Origin of the sequence: Streptomyces minutiscleroticus (assembly GCF_014650875.1) — a bacterium.
Lineage (GTDB): Bacteria > Actinomycetota > Actinomycetes > Streptomycetales > Streptomycetaceae > Streptomyces > Streptomyces minutiscleroticus.
Genome location: NZ_BMVU01000006.1, coordinates 72,029 through 91,544 on the forward strand (window position 1 = coordinate 72,029; position 19,516 = coordinate 91,544).

Here is a 19,516-nt window from a genome sequence, read left to right on the forward strand (position 1 = left end):
GAGGAAGGACGCCGACGAGCCCGCGCCGCCGCGCGATCAGGGCATTTGACCTGGCTTTTACGCGCCCGCGCGAGGCACCCGGGCCCATGGCACGGCCCGCTTTTTCACTCTCTGGAAGAGTGGTTGTTTAAGCCATCGCTTCGCGGCAACACTGTCGCCTGCGTGCCCGGGGCGGCCACTCCCGAGACACCGACAACAGGCGTAGTGAATCCACCTGTCCGATCCACCGGAGGCGAGCCGGACCACCGCGAGTTGACCTACCCGCAAGTTGGCTTACCGGGCGAGTATTCGTTCCTTGCCGCGTCGGTCACGAGAACGCGGAACAAGAGCACCGACCCGCCCCGGCGCTTTCCGCGCACTCACCGATTCGCGGCCCCGCCGCAATTCACCGCACCGACCGGCCGAAAAGCCGGTCCGGCCGATGAGCCCTGCCGTGGAACGCGCTCGGCGGAACCGCCTCCCGCCCACGGCCGCCACCGAGCCGGCGTCGGCACACCGCCGTGCGCCCCTCTTCCGGATCCGCCGGAACCGCACACGAGGAAGGACGACACACCATGACCGCAGTGACCGCAGTGACCGCTCAACAGGCCGAGGAGTGGCTGATCGAGAAGATCGCCCACCGCCTGGGTGTGCCGACCGGGGAGGTCTCGCGCGAGGTGTACTTCGACGAGCTGGACCTCGACTCGACCGAGGCGCTCATCCTCGCGGGCGAGATGGAGAACTGGCTCGGCTTCGAGCTCAGCACCACGACGCTGTGGTACCACCCCACGATCAAGGACCTGGCGTCCTACATAGCCGAGGAGAGCGCTCAGCGTGCGGCCGCTGCCTGACGCGCGGCCCGCGGTCGCGCACGAGTTCAAGTCCGCCCGGCCGGGCGGGCGCACGGTCTGCGTCGTCCACCCCGGCGCGCTCGCGCCCCGGGTCTACCGCGGGCTCGCCGAGGCGCTGCCCGAGGACGACGGGCTGACCGTACTGGACCTGGGGGCGGTGCCCGAGTACGCGGAGGCGGCGCTGACCGGGGGCAGGGCCGCGACCACCGTCGAGGCCCTGTCGGAACGGCTGCTGGCCGCCCTGCGGCCGGCACACCGTGTGCACACCCTGGCCGGCTGGTCCTTCGGCGGCGTGCTCGCGCTCGCGATGGTCCACGCGATGCCGGCGGAGCGGCGGCCCGAGCGCCTGGTGCTCCTCGACAGCATCGCGCCCGTCGACGGGTACAAGCAGCCCGACGAGGCGCTCGACCCCGCCCTCCTGCTGGACTGGTTCGCCATGTACCTCGGGGCGAAGCGGCAGCGGGACATCGAGGTGACCCGGGACACACTGTCCGGACGGGGGACCGACGACGGCCTCGTCGCGGTGCTCGACGCGGCGGTCGCCGCCGGGGCGCTCCCCGCGGACACGCCGCTGCCGGGCCTGCGCAAGCTCTACGACACCTACGTCGACGGCCTGCTGCGCAACAACCGCCTGACGGCTCCGCACCGTCCCGAGCCCGCTCCCCTGCCGCTGCTGCTGGTGAAGGCCGAACGCAGTCTGGTGCCGGGCGACGCCACGCTGGGGTGGCCGTCGCTCGCCGCCCACGGGCTGACGGTCCGCGGCTGTCCCGGGGACCACTACACGATGCTCAGCCGCCCCGACTCCCTCGATGTGATCGTCCCGCTGCTGACCGCTTCCTGACGCGACGTCACACCGTCGCAGCCCTCCTTCGTCAACCCTTGCGCGTCACCCGCAGGGCCGCTGACCGACCGGGCCCCACCAGGCCCCGCCGTCCGACCAAGAGAGCCTCGCCGTGAACGCTTCGCACCCTGCCGACCTCGACCGCCGGCTCGCCCGAGACCCCATCGCCGTCGTCGGGCTGTCCGCCCTGTACCCCAAGTCCCGCGACCTGAGGGAGTTCTGGGCGAACGTCGTCTCCGCCGCCGACTGCATCGAGGACGTCCCCGCGACCCACTGGGACGTGTCGGAGCACTACGACCCCGATCCCTCCGTACCCGACAAGACGTACTCCAAGCGCGGCGGCTTCATCCCGTCCGTCCCGTTCGACCCGCTGGAGTTCGGTCTGCCGCCGAACACCCTCGAAGTCACCGACGTCCTGCAGCTGCTGAGCCTGGTCGTGGCCCGCGACCTGCTCAAGGACGCGGGCGCCGACCAGGAGTGGTACGACGCCTCCCGCACCGGCGTCGTCCTCGGTGTGACCGGCGCCAACCAGCTCACCCAGCCGCTGTCCGCGCGCCTGCAGACGCCCGTGCTCAAGGAGGTCGTCCGCTCCTGCGGCCTCTCGCAGCGGGACGCGGAGGAGATCGCGGAGAAGTTCAAGCTGGCCTTCGCGCCCTGGGAGGAGAACTCCTTCCCCGGCATGCTGGGCAACGTCGTCGCGGGCCGCATCGCCAACCGCCTCGACCTCGGCGGCACCAACATGACGATCGACGCCGCCTGCGCCAGCTCGCTCGGCGCGGTGAAGGCCGGCATCAGCGACCTGCTGGAGCGGCGCGCGGACACGATGCTGGTGGGCGGCTGCGACGCCGAGAACACCATCTTCATGTACCTGTGCTTCAGCAAGACGCCCGCCTTCTCCAAGAGCGGCCGCATCCGCCCGTTCGACGAGGACGCCGACGGCACCCTGATCGGTGAGGGCATCGGCATGCTGGCGCTGCGCCGGCTCTCCGACGCCGAGCGCGACGGCAACCGGATCTACTCGGTGATCCGCGGCATCGGCTCCTCCAGCGACGGCCGCTTCAAGTCCATCTACGCGCCCCGCAAGGAGGGGCAGATGACGGCGCTGCGCCGGGCGTACGAGGACGCGGACGTCTCCCCGGACAGCATCGAGCTCTTCGAGGCGCACGGCACGGGCACGGCCGTCGGCGAGGCGACCGAGCTGTCCGCCCTGACGGCGGTGGTCTCGGAGCACACCGAGGACCGGCGGTTCGCCGCGGTCGGCAGTGTGAAGTCGCAGATCGGCCACACCAAGGCCGCCGCCGGCGCGGCCGGTCTGATCAAGCTCTCGCTCGCCCTGCACCACAAGCTGTTCCCGCCCACGATCAACGTGGACAAGCCCAACCCGGCCATCGACTGGGAGAGCGGCCCCTTCTACGTCAGCGCCCGCACCCGCCCCTGGATCCGCGACCCGCACCGCCCACGGCGCCGCGCCGCCGTGTCCTCGTTCGGCTTCGGCGGCACCAACTTCCACATGGTCCTGGAGGAGCACGGCGACGGCGACGACCTGAAGGTGATGTTCCCCGCCGCCCAGGTGCACCTCTGGCACGAGCCCGACGTGGACGGTCTGGTCCGGGCGCTGGACGGGGGCGCGGAGCCGAAGACCGTCCCCGCGCCGGACGGCCACCCGCGGCTCGCCCTGGTGGCCCGCACCGACGCGGAGCTCGCCGAACTGCGCGCGCTCGCCGCCGCCGAACTGCGCGCCAAGCCCTCGGCGCGGTCCTGGTCGCACCCCAAGGGCGTCTACTTCCGCAGCGCGCAGGCGCCGGCCGGCAAGGTGGCCGCGCTCTTCGCCGGGCAGGGCAGCCAGTACGTCGAGCCCGGCCGCACCGCGGTGCTCGCGCTGCCGCCGCTGCGGGCGGCCTTCGACCGGGCGAACGCGGCGTGGGCCGACCACGACCGCCCGCTGTCCCGGGTCGCCTTCCCGCCGCCCGCCTTCGACGAGGCGACGCGCGCGGCCCAGGAGAGCGAACTGCGGCGCACCGAGTACGCCCAGCCCGCCATCGGCGCCCTGGCGGCCGGCCAGTACCGCTACCTGACCGAGCTCGGCTTCGACGCCGAGGGGTTCCTCGGGCACAGCTTCGGCGAGCTGGCCGCGCTGTGGGCCGCCGGCGCGATCGACGACGACACGTACTTCGCGCTGGCCCGGGCGCGCGGCGCCGCGATGGCCCCGCCCGCCGACCCGGACTTCGACCCGGGCGCCATGGCCGCCGTCACCGCCTCGCGGGAACAGCTCGACCAGCTGCTGACCGCCCACCCCGACCTGGCCGTCTGCAACCGCAACGCCCCCGACCAGACCGTGGTCGGCGGCGCCACCGACGCCGTGGAGCGGTTCGTCGAGGCGGCGGGCGCGGCCGGTCTGCGGGCGCAGCGGCTGCCGGTGTCCGCGGCCTTCCACACGCCGTTCGTCGCGCACGCCGTCGAGGCGTTCGGCCGCCGGGTCGCCGAGACGGAGATCCGCGAGCCGCGCCGTCCGGTGTTCGCGAACGCCCCCGGCGCCTCCTACGGCGCGGACGTCGAGGCCAACCGGCGCACGCTGGTGGACCAGCTCGTGCGCCCCGTGGAGTTCGCCGACCGGGTGGAGGAGATGTACGCGGCGGGCTTCCGCACCTTCGTGGAGTTCGGTCCCAAGGGCGTGCTGACCCGGCTGGTCGGCCGCATCCTCGGCGACCGCGAGCACTTCGCGGTGCAGCTCGACCCGGGCAGCGGCGGCGACGCCGACCTCACCCTGAAGCGGGCCGTGGCCCAGCTGGCCGTGCTCGGGCTGCCGCTGGCGACCCGGGACCGCTACGTGGCCCCGCCCCCGGTGGCCGAGCCCGTCAAGGGCATGACGGTGCCGCTGAACGGCATCAACCACGTGTCCGAGGCCCGCAGGGCGGCGTACCGCGACGCGCTGGACAACGGCTACCGGGTGCCCGTGCCGGCCCCGCAGGAGCCGCTACCGGCCGCCCGGCACGACGGGCCGGCGCCGGCCGCCCAGGACACGCACCCCGTGCGCCACGTCCCCTCCTCCGGCCCGGAGGAGACCCCGCAGCCCGCCGCGGCGACCGCCCCGGCGGGCCGGTACCCGCAGCCGGGGGCGACGGCCGGGGCGGCGTCCGCGCCCCTGCCCGTTCCCGCAGACGTCCCGGAGGACAAGTCCGTGCCAGAAGAGCCCTCCGTCCCCGCGCCGGCCCACGACCGGCTGTCCTCGCTGATCGCGGACCACCTCGCCCTGCACGACGAGTACCTGCGCGGCCAGCTCTCCAGCGCCCGGCGCATGATGGGGCTCCTGGAGCGCGCCAGTGAGCAGGGCCGCGCCGACGCGGTGGTCCCGGGCCTGGCCTCCGTCAAGGAGCACGGCCTGGCCATCGGCCGCACCCATCTGCGGGCCAACGAGATCCTGCGGGACCTGGCCGCGCTGGAGGCGGGGGCCTCGGCACCGGTGAGCGAGCCCGCCGAGCAGCCTCCGGCCCAGGCACCGGCGGTCCTCGCCTCCCCCGTGCACGAGGTGCCCGCCGCCGGGTCGCGGGCCGGGGCGCCCGCGGCCCTCCCGCCGGCCCCGGCCCCCGCGGCCGGACCGGTCCCGTCCGAGGCCCAGGCCCCGGCGCCGGCCCCCGTACCGGCACCGGCGGCCGCGGAACCGACCGCCGCGGCCGCGCCCCGGCCCGAGGGGACCGCTCCGTCGGGTCCCTCCGCCGACGACGTGGCGAAGGCGCTGCTCGACGTGGTGGCGCAGAAGACCGGCTACCCGGCCGACATGCTCGACCTCGGCATGGACGTGGAGGCGGACTTGGGCATCGACTCCATCAAGCGCGTCGAGATCATGGGCGTCCTCCAGGAGACCTTCCCCAGCGCGACTCCGGTGGGCCCCGAACAGCTCGCCGAACTGCGCACCCTCAACGAGATCGTCGGCTTCGTGCTCAGCCTCGGCGGGTCCGCGGCCCACGAGCGGACCGCCGCCGCCACGGCTCCCGCGAGCGCCGCTCCCGCCTTCGACACCGACGCGGTCGCCTCCGCCCTGCTCGGCGTGGTGGCGGAGAAGACCGGCTACCCGGCCGACATGCTCGACCTCGGCATGGACGTCGAAGCCGACCTCGGCATCGACTCCATCAAGCGCGTCGAGATCATGGGCGTCCTCCAGGAAACCTTCCCCAGCCCCACCCCCGTCGGCCCCGAACAGCTCGCCGAACTGCGCACCCTCAACGAGATCGTCGACTTCGTCCTGGAACTCGGGGGCACCGGTGCCCGGTCCGCGGCCCCGGTCGCCCCGGAGAGCGCGACGGCCATCACCATGGCCGCCCCCGCCGCCCCGGCCGCCCCGACGGCCAGGGACGACGTGCGCGCCGCCCTCCTCGACGTCGTCGCCCAGAAGACCGGCTACCCCGCCGACATGCTCGACCTCGACATGAACATCGAAGCCGACCTCGGCATCGACTCCATCAAGCGCGTCGAGATCATGGGCGTCCTCCAGGAAACCTTCCCCAGCCCCACCCCCGTCGGCCCCGAACAGCTCGCCGAACTGCGCACCCTCGGCGACATCGTCGACTTCGTCACCGGACTCTCCCCAACCCCCGCCCCCCGGACACCGGCCACCACCGGAAGCGCGACGGCCGAACCCGCCGCCGCCCCGGCCGCGATCGGCCGCGGCCAGGCCGCTCTCGTGGACCTGCCGCTCCCGGACCGGATCGTCGACGCCTACCCGCAGGGAGCGACCGCGCTCCTCGTGGACGACGGCAGCGAGGTCGCCCGGGCGACGGCGGACCGGCTCCGCACGGCCGGCTGGCGGGTGCGCGTCCTGCGCCTGCCCGGCGTCGAGCAGCGCGTCGAGGGAGCGGCGGACCTGCCCCTCGCCAACTGGGGCACCAACGAACTGGCCTCGCGGGTGAAGGAGCTGGACGGCGAGCCGGTCCACCTCGTGCTCGGCTTCGCCGCCGCGGACGGCCTGCCGTGGGCCGAGGGCGTGCGCAGGCTCGCGCACGCACTGCTCGTCGCCCGCCACCTGGTCGGCCCGCTGACCGGCGCGGCGGCCGGCGGCCGGCGGGCCTCCTTCGTCACCGTCACTCGCCTGGACGGCGCCTTCGGCCTCACCGGGGTCCCGGAGGACGCCGCGCCCGCCGGCGGCGTGGGCGGTCTGGTCAAGACCCTGGCGGTGGAGGCGCCCGAACTCTTCTGCCGCGCCGTCGACCTGGCCCCCGCGCTCGACGCCGACCGGGCCGCCGGCCTGGTCCTGGAGGAGGTGTACGACGCGGCGGGCGTCCCGGTGCAGGTGGGCCGCGACGGCACCCGGCGGGTCGCGCTCACCCTGGGCGAGGAGCCCCTCGACGGCACCGGTTCCGCACCGGCCGTCCCGGTCGGCCCCGACGACCTGCTGGTGGTGACGGGCGGCGGACGCGGCATCACCGCGCGCTGCGCCGTGGCCCTGGCCGCCGCGCACCGTCCGGGGCTGCTCCTGCTGGGCCGTACGGCGCTGGGCGAGGAGCCGGCCTGGGCGCACGGCCTGGCCGACGCGGGCGAGCTGAAGGCGGCCGCCGCCGCCCATCTGAAGCAGACGGGCGAGAAGCCGACGCCCAAGCGGGTGGAGCAGCTGTACCAGGCGGTCGTCGGCGAGCGCGAGATCCGGCGGACCCTGGCGGACGTCCGCGCCGCGGGCAGCGAGGTCGAGTACCTGCCGGTGGACATCACCGACGCCGCCGCGACCGCGGCCGCCCTGGCCCCGTACCGGGAGCGGGTCACCGGTCTGGTGCACGGCGCCGGAGTCCTGGCGGACCAGCTGATCTCCGCGAAGAAGGCGGCCGAGATCGAGCGCGTCCTCTCCGTCAAGCTCGGCGGTCTGCAGTCCGTCGTCGCCGCCCTGCCGGCCGACCGGCTGCGCCACGTCCTGCTGTTCTCCTCGGTCGCCGGGTTCTTCGGCAACCGCGGCCAGTCGGACTACGCCATGGCCAACGAGACCCTCAACGCCTGGGCCGCCGCCTTCCGGCGCAGCCACCCCGGGGCCCACGTCACCTCCCTCAACTGGGGCGCCTGGGACAGCGGCATGGTGTCGCCCCAGATCAAGGCGGTCTTCGAGGAGCGCGGCATCACGCTGATCCCGGAGGGGACGGGGACCCGCCTGTTCACCGAGCAGTTCGCGCCCGAGCGGGCCGGCGACCTGGTCACCGTGCTCGGCCCCACCACCCCCCTGTCGGAGCGCGCGGCGACCGCGCCCGCGTCCCCGGTCGCCCTGGAGCGGGACCTGACCGCGCTGGTCTCCCAGCCGCTGGTCGCCGACCACGTCATCGGTGACGCGCCGGTGCTGCCCGCGACGGCGGCCCTCGGCTGGACCGCGGGCGCCGTCGAGCGGCTGACCGGCCGGACCGTCGCGCAGATCCGGGACTTCGCGGTGCACAAGGGCGTCGTCTTCGACGGGGGCCTCGACACCCGCACGTTCCGGCTCGGCGTCGACCCCACGCCCGACGGCAGGGAGGCGGACGTCACGATCCGCTCGGTGGGCGGCGACGGCGGCCCGCGCCCGCACTACGCGGCCCGGGTGATCCTCGACGCCCCCGCCGGCGAGGCACCGCGGATCACCACGCTGCCCGCCCTCGGCGGCGGCACCGACGCGCAGGGCTTCTACACCGACGGCACCCTCTTCCACGGCGCCTCGCTGCGCGGCCTGCGCCGGGTGCTGGAGTCGGACGAATCCCGGCTCGTGGTCGAGTGCGCGCTGGACGAGCACCGGCCCGAGGGCGGCGCCTTCGGCAGCGGCCGCTACGCGCCCGGCACCGCCGACCTGCTGCTGCAGGCCGCGCTGGTGTGGATGCGGCTGAACCGCGGCACGGCGAGCCTGCCGACGTCGGTGGCGCGGGCCGACCTGTACGAGGCGCTGCCGGACGGCGAGCCGTTCGTCGTGGTGGTGGAGCCGGTGTCGGCGAACGGCACCGGTGCGAACCTCACGGTCACCGCGTGCGCCCCCGACGGCCGGGTCCTGCTCCGGTTCGCCGACGTGTCCCTCGTGTCCACCCCGCAGCTGGCCGCCAAGTTCGCGAGCCGCTGAGCAGACCCACGGACCGCCGGTCCCGGCGGGCGGACCCGTTCCGCCCGCCGGGACCGGCACCTCGGAGGAAACAGCCGCCATGAGCAAGTTCGCGATCGTCGGGATGTCGTGTCTCTTCCCGGGGGCGCACCGTCCGGACGCCTACTGGGAGAACCTGCGCGCCGGCGTCGACAGCCGCACGGAGGGCGGCCCGGAGGTCTTCGGCGCCGCCGCGGACGCCCGGGACGCGGACCCGGCGCACGCCGTCACCTGCGTACGGGGCGGATTCGTCACGGACTTCGCGTTCGACCCCACCGGGTTCCTGCTGCGCGCCGAGGACATCGGCCGCCTCGACCGCGTCTTCCACTGGTCCCTGCACGTGGCCCGCGAGGCGCTGCGCGACAGCGGCCACGCCGACCGCCCGGACATGCTGGCCCGCACCGGCCTGGTGATCGGCGACTACTCCTTCCCCACGCCCGCCTCGGCCCGGATCAGCCTGCCCCTCGTGCACGAGGCGGTCCTCGAGGGCCTGCGCCGCTCCGGGCGGCCGGCCCCCGCCGCCGCGCCGCTCCTCGACCCGGCCGCCGTGTCGCCGGCCGACGCCCGGGTCAGCGGCGCCCCGGCCCGCGTCGCCGCCGCCGCGCTGGGCCTGGGCGGCCCCCGCTACGCCCTGGACGCCGCCTGCTCCTCGGCCCTGTACGCGCTGAAGCTGGCCTGCGACCACCTGGCCGCCGGACAGGCCGACCTGGTGCTCGCGGGCGGGGTGTGCGCGCCCGACCCGACCCTGATCCACCTGTCCTTCTCCGACCTGAAGGCCTATCCCGACAACGGTGTGAGCCAGCCCTTCGACGCCCGCTCCACCGGCATCCTCACCGGGCAGGGCGCGGGCATGGTCGCCGTGCGCCGGCTCGCGGACGCCCTCGCCGACGGCGACAGGATCTACGCGGTCGTCGACGGGATCGGCCTGTCCAACGACGGCGCGGGGCGCCACCTGCTGGTGCCCAACCCCGCCGGGCAGCTCGCCTCCTACGAACTCGCGTACACGCGGGCCGGGTTCGGCCCCGAGCAGGTCGACTACCTGGAGTGCCACGCCACCGGCACGCCCGTGGGCGACGGCACGGAGGCCGAGTCGGTCGCCGCCTGGTTCGGCGCCCACGGCGCGGTGCCGCCGCTGGGCTCCGTGAAGGGCAACCTCGGCCACCTGCTGACCGTGGCGGGCCTGAGCAGTCTGCTGAAGGTGATCCTGGCCATGGGGCACGGGCACGTGCCGCCGACGATCGGGGTGCGGCAGCCGCTCACCGAGGCGCTGCCGCTGGTGCGCGAGGGACGGGCCTGGCCCGACGAGCGCCCCGGGCCCCGCCGGGCGGCCGTGTCCGCGTTCGGGTTCGGCGGGACCAACGCCCACGTCGTGGTCTCCCAGGAGGCCGCCGCCGAGGACGCCGCCGAGGCGGCGGCCGACCCCGTCGTGCCGCCGACCCTGGACGTCGTCGGCCTCGGCGCCCACTTCGGGACCCTGGACTCCGCCGCCGCGTTCGAACGCGCCCTGCACGACGGCACGGACGCCTTCCAGTCCCTGCCCGAGCACCGCTGGCGCGGTCTGGAGGACGTCACGGGCGGCACCCTGGAGCGGGCCGGCCTGACCCGCGCCGCGCTGCCCGAGGGCGGTTTCGTCGACCGCGTCGACATGGACCCGGCCGACCACCGCATCCCGCCCGCCGACCTGCGCAACTACAACCTCCAGCACGCGCTGGTCTCCAAGGTCGCCGACGAGGCGCTGCGCGACGCCGGGTACGACCGCGGCGTGCCGAAGGGCGAGAAGGCGCCCCGGCCGCGCCGCGTCGCCGTCGTGGTGGCGATGGAGATCGAACCGAGCGCCCACCTGCACCTGGCCCGCCACGGCCTGGGCGACTTCCTGCGCCGCGCCTACGCGGACGCCGGGCTCGACCTGACCGAGGAGCAGCGGGCCGCGCTCGCCGCCGTCGCCCGCGACGCGGTGCACGAGCCGATCGTCGCCAACGAGGTGCTCAGCTACATCGGCAACATCATGGCCAGCCGGATCTCCTCGCTGTGGAACCTGACCGGCCCCTCCTTCACCGTCTCCTCCGACGGCGCGGCCACCGCCGAGGCCCTGCAGATCGCCCAGCTCCTGCTGCTGGACGAGACGGTGGAGGCGGTCCTGGTGGGGGCCGTGGACCTCGCGGGCTCGCCGGAGAACCTGCTGCTGCGCGGCGTGCGCCCGGTGTCCGGCGCCGGTCTGAGCTTCGGCGAGGGGCAGCGCGGCGTGCGCATCGGCGAGGGCGCCGGCGCGGTCGTCGTCACCCGCCCCGGCGAGGGCGCGCGGCCCGCCTACGCCCGCGTGGACGCCGTCGCGGTGCGGCACAGTGCCCCCGTCGACGGCGCCGTGCCGGAGGCCGACGCCGCCACGCTGGCCGAGGCCGCCGGGCAGGCGCTGGCCGCCGCCGGGATCACCTCCGCCGACGTCGGCTACCTGGAGGCCCACGCGGGCGGCACCGCGGCGCAGGACTCCGCCGAGCTCGAGGCGCTGGCGCGGGTGTACCCGGCCGGTTCCGGGGCCGTCGCGCTCGGCAGCGCCAAGGCCCAGCTCGGCGACGCGGGCTGCGCCGCCGCGATGGCCGGCCTGCTGCGGGCGGTGCTGTGCCTGCACCACGGCTACGTGCCCGGCGTCCCCGGCTGGCGCGGTCCCGACCCCGAGCTGGCCGGCCTGCTGGCGGGCTCCGCCTGCCACGTGCCGGACGCGTCGCGGCCGTGGCTGCGCGCCGCGCAGGGCGCCCGCCGGTACGCGGCGGTGAACGTGATCGGCTCCGACGGCGCCCACGGCCACGTCGTGCTGTCCGCCGAGCGCACCCGCGGCGACGACGTGCCCTCGGACTGGCGCCGGGCCGGTGCCCCCGTCCTGCTGCCGCTGGGCGCGGCGGACCTGGACGGTCTGCTGGCCGAGGTGGACCGGCACCTGGAGCTGCTGGCGGACGGCGCCGACCCCTACCGGCTGGGCCGCGCCGCCGCCGAGCGGCTGCCGGGCAGCGCGCTGCGCGCGGTCCTCGTCGGCCGCGACGGCGCGCAGCTGCGGCAGCAGCTCGCATCGGCGCGCCGCGACCTGCCGGAGGCGTACGCCCGGGGCGAGGAGTGGACCACCCCGGCCGGCAGCTGCTTCGCGCCGCGCCCCCTCGGTCCCGACGCCAAGGTCGCCCTGGTCTACCCCGGCGCGTTCAACTCCTACCCCGGGCTCGGCCAGGACCTGTTCCGGGCCTTCCCCTCGCTGCTCAGCCGCTTCGAGGCGGAGGCGACCGACCCGGACCGCATGTTCCGCGCCGCGCAGCTGTACCCGCGCACGCAGACCACGCCCGACCGGCGGGCGCTGATGGCGCTGGAGGCGGAGCTGGGCGAGGACATCCCCTTCATGCTCGCCACCGGCACCACCTTCGCCATCCTCTACACCGACCTGGTCCGCGACCTGCTGGGCGTGCCCGCGCACGGCGCCTTCGGCTACAGCCTGGGCGAGTCCAGCATGCTGTTCGCCACCGGCGGCTGGCTGCGCTCGGCCCGCCGCGACGACCGGATCAGCGCCACCCCCCTGTTCCGCGACCGGCTCACCGGCCCGCGCCGCACCGTCCGCGAGCTGTGGGGCCTGCCGGAGGACACCCCCGACGACAAGGTGTGGGGCAGCTACGTGCTGCTGGAGTCGGCGGACCGGATCACCGAGGCGCTCGCCCGCCACGACCGGGTGTTCCTCACCCACGTCAACACCCCCGGCGAGGCGGTGATCGCGGGCGACCCGGCGCGGTGCCGGGCGCTGATCGAGGAGCTGGGCTGCCCCTCGGCCCGCTCCCCCGTCGGCTCGGTCATGCACTGCCCGGTCGTCGACGGCGAACTGGACGACCTCGCCGAGCTCAACGACCACCCGACCGGTTCGCCGGGGGACCTGGAGCTGTTCAGCGCCTACGGCTACGGCCCCGTCACCGGTCTGGAGCGGTCCGGGACGGCCCGGCGCATCGCCCGCACGCTGCGCGCCACCGTCGACTTCCCGCGCCTGGTGCGCACCGCCTACGACAGGGGCTTCCGGTACTTCGTCGAGACCGGCCCCGGCGCGACCTGCACCCGCTGGGTCCACGACACCCTCGGCGACGCGCCGCACGTCGCGGTGGCGACCGACCGCCGCGGCGTGCCCGCCGCCCGTTCGGTGGCCCAGCTGGCGGCCCGGCTGGCCGCGCACGGGCTGCCGGTCGACCTGGCCGCGCTGCTCGGCCCCGACCCGGTGACCGCCGCCCGGCCGTCCCGGCTGCGGGTGCCGGTCGGCGGCGGCGCGCCCGTCCCGGCCGGGATCGCCGAGCGGGCGAAGGCCCTGCCCGCCCTCACCGCGGGACCCGCGCCGCGGCCCGCGCCGCCCACGGTCACGGCGCCCGTGCCCGCACGCGCCGCGGCCACGCCCTCAGCCGACGTCAAGGATGCGCGGCCCGCCCCCGCGGCGGCCGTCCCGCTGGAGGTAACCGACCCCATGCCCGCCGACCCCACCCTCGACGACGCCGAACGCATCACCTTCGACGGCGAGCCGATCGCGTTCCTGCCCTGGGCGGAGCCGGAGGCCGCGGAGCCGGCGCCGGCGGCCACGGCCCCGGCACCGCCGGCGCGGCCCGCTCCCGCCGGCCCCGGCGCGCCGTCCGCCCCCGCCGTCCGAACCGCGCCCCCGTCCGGCGCCGGTGCGGTCCCCACCGGGCCCTCCGGTCTCGCCGCCGCCGACCTGGTGCGGGACATCCGCGAGCAGATGGTGGCCACCCACTCGGTCGTGATGGAGACCCAGCGGGTGCTCCAGGAGGCGACCCTGGCGCGTGCGGAGGCACTGCTCGACGCACCGGCGGCGCCCGCCGCCCCGCCCGCGGCGGCCCCCGCGCCGGTCGGCGGACGGCCGTCCGCCGGACCGCCCGCCCTGCCCGCCTCCCCGGCGGCCCCGTCCCCGGCGGCCCCGTCCCCGGCGGCCCCGTCCCCGGCCGCCACCGGGCCGCGCCCCGCGTCCCCGCCGCCTCCCGCGGAGCCGGCCCCCGCGCGCCCGGTGCCCGCGCCGCAGCCGTCCGGTGTCGTCTGGGACCAGGAGCAGCTCCTCGCCTTCGCCACGGGCAAGGTCGCGGACGTCTTCGGCCCCGAGTTCGCGCCGATCGACGCCTACGCCAAGCGGGTCCGGCTGCCCGCGCCGCCGTACCACTTCGTCACCCGCGTGACCGCGCTCGAGGCCGAGACAGGGGTCTACGAGCCCTCGTTCGTCCGCACCGAGTACGACGTGCCCGAGGACGCCTGGTACGCGGTCGACGGCGGGGTGCCGCCGGCGGTGGCCATCGAGGCCGGCCAGTGCGACCTGCTGCTCATCAGCTACCTGGGCATCGACTTCCGCAACAAGGGCGAGCGCGTGTACCGGCTGCTGGACAGCAAGCTGGTCTTCCACGGCGACCTGCCGCGCACCGGGCAGACCCTGCGCTACGACATCTCCATCAACCGCTTCGTCCGCCAGGGCGACACCACGCTGTTCTTCTTCAGCTACCTCTGCTACGCCGACGGCGAGCTGATCCTCGAACTCAAGGACGCCTGCGCCGGCTTCTTCAGCCAGGCGGAGCTGGACACCCCGCTCGGCGTCGTCATCACCGAGAAGGACCGGCGGCGGCGGGCGGAGCTGACGAAGACGTGGTTCAAGCCGCTGGCGTACACCGACAAGAACCACCTCACCGCCGCCGACCTGGAACTGCTGGCCCAGGGCAGGCCGGGCGAGGTCTTCGGGCCGCACCACGCCCAGGACGCGGGCCTGAACCCGGCGCTGCGGCTGCCGGACGCCCGGCTGCGCATGGTCGACGAGATCGTGATCGACCGCACCGGCGGGCCGCGCGGCATCGGCGCCGTCACCGCGTACAAGCGGCTGGAGCCGGACGCCTGGTACTTCGAGTGCCACTTCCCCGACGACCCCGTCCTCGCGGGCTCCATGGTGGCCGAGGGCGCCGTCCAGACCCTCCAGGCCTACCTGCTGCACCAGGGCATGCACCTGGTGCTGCCCGACGCCCGCTTCCAGACCATCGTCGGGCTGGAGACCGAGGTGCAGGTGCGCGGCCAGATCACGCCCGCGCACTCCGAGATCCGCTACGAGATCGAGGTCATGGAGCTGACCCTGCTCCCGCGCCCCTCGGTGATCGCCGACGTCCTGGTGTACCTGGGCGACAAGCCGGTGATCCGGATGCGCGACTTCGGCATCCAGATCCGCGAGAAGGACGGCACCCCGTACCGGCCCCCGCTCGGCGGTGTCCCGGAGTTCCTGGGCCGCCGCAACCGCGCCGGCGAACCCGCCATGATCAACGAGCTGCACCTGGCGCACGCCGCCAAGGGCGACCTCGGCACGGCGATGGGACCGGAGTTCGACGTCTACAAGGACAGCCGCGCCCCCTACATCCCCAACGGCGACTTCCAGTTCGTCGACCGGATCATGCGGCTCGAGGGCGTGCGCGGCGAGCTGAAGCCGGGCGCCGAGATGGTCACGGAGTACGACTCCCCCGCCGACGCCTGGTACTACGCCGAGAACTCCCACCCGCACATGCCCAACTGCGTGTACATGGAGACCTCGCTGCAGGCGGCCATCCTGCTCGGCTACTACCTCGGCGCCACCCTCAAGCAGCCCGAGACCGAGTACTCCATCCGCAACCTCGACGGCACCGCGACCCTCGTCAAGGACGTCGACCTGCGCGGAAAGACCGTGCGCCACCACTCGACGCTGCTGATGACCAGCGCGGTGTCGGGAGCGGTCCTGCAGAAGTTCCGCTACGAGCTCTCCGCCGACGGCGAGGTGTTCTACACCGGCGAGTCCCTCTTCGGCTACTTCAGCGAGGCCGCGCTCGCCAACCAGGTCGGCCTGGACAACGGCGCGTACGTCGCGCCCTGGATCGAGCAGCACCGCCCCTCCGCCGTGCGCCGGATCGAACTGCCCGACGGCGCTTCGCAGTTCACCGACCCCTCGGGCGGCCGGCTGCACCTGCCCGCGGGCCACTTCCACCTCGTCGACCACGTCGACCTGGTCGAGGACGGCGGCCGGCACGGCAGGGGCTACCTGCACGGGCACCGCCGCATCCGGCCCGACGAGTGGTACTTCGACTGCCACTTCCACCGCGACCCGGTGATGCCCGGCTCCCTCGGCGTGGAGGCGGTCCTGCAGGCGCTGCGCCTGTACGTCCTGGAGGAGGGCCTCGCGGACGGCATGGCGAGCCCGCGGTTCGCCCTGGCCCGCGAGGTGCCCATGAGCTGGAAGTACCGCGGGCAGATCCTGCGCCACGACGGCGAGCTGAGCTTCGACGTGCACGTCAAGGAGGTCCGCCGGGACGGCGAGCGGCTGCTGGTGATCGCCGACGCCGACCTGTGGAAGCCGGGACTGCGGATCTACGAGCTGACGGACGTGGCCATCGAGGTCCGCCCGGACGACACCGGCGACCAGGCCTGAAGGACCAGAGGAGACACCACCGCCCATGGACACCCAGACCACCCCGCTGCGCTGGCACGGAGGCAGCGGCCCGAGCACCGACCCGGCCGGCGTCCACCGCGTCCTGGCCGACCTGGAGCGCCCCTGCTTCGTCGTGCGGACGCCCGACGGCATCGGCGCGGCCTCCGGCGGCCGGGTCGGCACCGGCCAGGGCCTGCCCCTGCTGGCGGCGGCCGCCCCGCTGCCCGCCCGCAACCTGGGCTCCCCCGCCTTCCTGGCCGCCCACGGCGTCCGGCACGCCTACATGGCGGGCGCGATGGCCGGCGGCATCGCCTCCGCCGACATGGTGATCGCGCTGGCCCGCGAGGGGTTCCTCGCCTCCTACGGCGCGGCCGGGCTGCTGCCGGAGACCATCGGGAAGGCGCTGACCCGGTTCGCCGAGGAGATCCCCGGCCTGCCGTACGCCGTCAACCTCATCCACAGCCCCAGCGAGGAGCGCCTGGAGCGCGAGGCGGTGGAGCTGTTCCTCAGGCACGGCGTGCGGTGCGTGGAGGCCTCCGCCTTCATGAACCTCAGCCCGCACGTGGTCCGCTACCGGCTCACCGGGCTGCGCCGCGATCCGTCGGGGGCCGTCGTCTGCGACCACCGGGTGATCGCGAAGGTCTCCCGCCCGGAGACCGCCGAGCGCTTCATGCGCCCGGCCCCCGCCGGGCTGGTCAGCGCGCTCCTCGACCGGCAGCTCATCACCCCCGAGCAGGCGGAGCTGGCCAAGTACGTGCCGATGGCGGACGACATCACCGTCGAGGGCGACTCCGGCGGGCACACCGACCGGCGGCCGCTCACCGCGCTGCTGCCGACCATCCTGCGGCTGCGCGACGCGGTGCAGCACGAGCACCGCTACCCCACCCCCGTCCGGGTCGGCGCGGCGGGCGGCCTGGGCTGCCCCACCTCGGTGGCCGCCGCGTTCGCCATGGGCGCCGCCTACGTCGTCACCGGCTCCGTCAACCAGTCCTGCGTGGAGTCCGGGGCGTCCAAGGCCACCAAGGCGCTGCTCGCCGACGCCGGGATCGCGGACTTCGAGATGGCGCCCGCCGCCGACATGTTCGAGATGGGCGTGGAGCTGCAGGTGCTGAAGAAGGGCACCCTGTTCCCGATGCGGGCCAAGCGCCTGTACGAGCTGTACCAGACCTACGACGGCCTGGAGGCGCTGCCCGGGGCCGAGCGCGCGAAGCTGGAGCAGCAGATCCTGCGCCGCCCCCTGGAGGACGTCTGGCAGGAGTGCGTGCGCTACTTCACCCGGCGCGACCCCGAGCAGCTCGCCCGCGCCGCCGACAGCCCCAAGCGCCGGATGGCCCTGGTCTTCCGCTGGTACCTGGGCATGGCCTCGCGCTGGTCGACCGTCGGCGACCCCGACCGCGTCCTGGACTACCAGGTGTGGTGCGGCCCCGCGATGGGCGCCTTCAACGACTGGGTCACCGCCAGCTACCTCAAGGCGCCGCGCAACCGCAAGGTCACCGACGTCGCCCACCACCTGATGCGGGGCGCCGCCTTCCAGACCCGACTGGCGCAGCTGCGCCTGGCGGGCGTGCGCGTCCCGGCCTCGGCGGCCGACTACCGGCCGGTGCCGCTGGAGGCGTCCGCGGGCACGCCGGCGGAGGCGGCATGAGCCCGGAGGAGCTGGAGGAGCTGCTGGGCGACCCCTACGACGGCGCCAACCCGTACGGGTTCGCGGCGGCCGTGGCCCGGGACGAGCGCGACGCCTTCCCCGAGGAGCTGGTCGCGGCGCTGCGCGGGGCCGGGTTCCACCTCAACTACCTGCCGCGGGAGTGGGGCGGCCGGTTCGAGTCGTTCGACCGCAGCATGCTGCTGGTGCGCACGGCCGCCCGCCGGGACCTGAACGTCATGCCCGGCACGATGTTCGGCATCACCGCCGCGACCTGCCTGGCCCTGCACGGCTCGCCCGAGCAGCAGAAACACGCGGCCGACCTGCTCGGCCGGGGCGGCGCGGTCGGCTTCGCGCTCTCCGAGGCCGAGCACGGCAGCGACCTGCTGGCCAACGCCGCCCGCCTGGAGCCGGCCGACGGCGGCTGGACGCTGACCGGCGACAAGTGGCTGGTCGGCCTCGGCCGCCGGTGCGAGGCGGTCTACGTGGTCGCGCGGACGGGCGAGCGGGGCCCCGGGGCGTTCTCGGCGGTGCTGCTGGACCTGACGGAGCGGGACGTGGACCGCGGCCCGGCCGTCCCCGTCGGCGGCATGCGCGGCATCGACTTCGCCCACCTGCGCTTCGACCGCTTCCCCGTCCCGGCGCACGCGCTGGTGGGCCGGGAGGGCCAGGCGCTGGAGTCGGTGATGAAGGCGCAGCAGGTGGTGCGGGTGATGAGCATGGCGGGCAGCCTCGGCTGCGCCGACACCGCGCTGCGGCTCACCCTGGACTTCGCCGCCGGGCGCCGGGTGGGGCGGCAGACCGTGCTGGACTCCCCCCACCCCCGGCGCGAGCTCGCCCTGGCCTCGGCCGCGCTGCTGGCCGCGGACGTCACCGCGCTGGCCGCGGCGCGCGGCATCCACGTGGCGCCCGAGGTGTTCAGCGTGTGGGGCTGTGCGGCCAAGCACGTGGTGGCCGAGAGCGCCGAGGAACTGATGCGCCGCTGCGGCACGGTGCTGGCCACGCGCGCGGTGCTGCGCACCGAGGGCCCGGGCGGCGGCCTGTTCCAGAAACTCCAGCGGGACGCGGCGGTCGTGCGGGTGGTGGACACCAGCACGCTGGCCAACCTGCGCTCGTACGCCGGTCAGCTGCCGACGCTCGTCGGCGCGGCGGACTCCGGGGACGCGGTGTCCCTGGTGCGCAGGGTCTTCGACCTGGACGCCCCGCTCCCGCCCTACGCGCCCGAGCGCCTCGACCTCAGCGCCCGCGGACGCGACCCCGTGACCGCCGCGCTCGGCACGGTCGCCCCCGAGGCGCTCGCCCGGCTGGCGGCACAGGGCGACGCGGGCACGGCGGACCTGGTCACGCGGCTGGTCTCGGCGGCCGGCGGGCTGCCCGCCGAGGCGGCCGCGGCCGATAGGCACACCGGCCTGGCCGACCTCGCGGAGCGGTTCGCCTGGCTGCACGCGGCGGCCTGCTGCCTGTACCTGTGGTGGGCCAACCCCGAGCGGTCCCTGTTCGGCACCGAGCCGGGCTCCGCCGCCTGGCTCGGCGCCTGCCTCGCCCACCTGCTGGCCCGCGCCGACCGGGTGGACCCGCGCCGCGAGGCGGCCGCCCAGCTGCCCGCGGCCGACGTCACCGCCGGACTGCGCGAGCGCGGCCTGCTGTTCTCCGCCCTGCCCGTCCGACTCGCCCGCCCCTCTTGACCTGTTGG

General features: G+C 75.4%; 6 protein-coding genes. All 6 read left to right on the plus strand.

From position 1 onward, the window contains the following. Nucleotides 1-554 precede the first annotated feature (554 nt). The 6 genes from IE271_RS10390 (at nucleotide 555) to IE271_RS43275 (ending at nucleotide 19,508) form a co-directional block, all read left to right on the plus strand. Nucleotides 555-830, plus strand: a complete 276-nt coding sequence (locus IE271_RS10390; protein ID WP_229919234.1) for an acyl carrier protein — start codon at nucleotides 555-557, stop codon at nucleotides 828-830. Then, nucleotides 814-1,671 carry a thioesterase domain-containing protein gene (locus tag IE271_RS10395; protein WP_190189940.1) on the plus strand — a complete coding sequence of 286 codons (858 nt, stop codon included), beginning with the start codon at nucleotides 814-816 and terminating at the stop codon, nucleotides 1,669-1,671. Before IE271_RS10390 ends, IE271_RS10395 begins: the two co-directional genes overlap by 17 nt. A gap of 112 nt (nucleotides 1,672-1,783) precedes the next feature. Then, nucleotides 1,784-8,722: a type I polyketide synthase gene (locus IE271_RS10400; protein ID WP_190189941.1), complete on the plus strand. Its 6,939-nt coding sequence runs from the start codon at nucleotides 1,784-1,786 to the stop codon at nucleotides 8,720-8,722. Nucleotides 8,723-8,801: 79 nt separating this feature from the next. Then, on the plus strand, nucleotides 8,802-16,181 hold the full coding sequence (locus IE271_RS10405; protein WP_190189942.1) for a beta-ketoacyl synthase N-terminal-like domain-containing protein: 7,380 nt from the start codon (nucleotides 8,802-8,804) through the stop codon (nucleotides 16,179-16,181). A 25-nt stretch (nucleotides 16,182-16,206) separates the two neighbouring features. Continuing rightward, nucleotides 16,207-17,826, plus strand: a complete 1,620-nt coding sequence (locus IE271_RS10410) for a PfaD family polyunsaturated fatty acid/polyketide biosynthesis protein (RefSeq protein WP_190189943.1) — start codon at nucleotides 16,207-16,209, stop codon at nucleotides 17,824-17,826. Continuing rightward, complete coding sequence (locus IE271_RS43275; protein WP_190189944.1) at nucleotides 17,823-19,508, plus strand: acyl-CoA dehydrogenase family protein; 1,686 nt, start codon at nucleotides 17,823-17,825, stop codon at nucleotides 19,506-19,508. The genes IE271_RS10410 and IE271_RS43275 overlap by 4 nt, the downstream gene beginning before the upstream one ends. Nucleotides 19,509-19,516 lie beyond the last annotated feature (8 nt).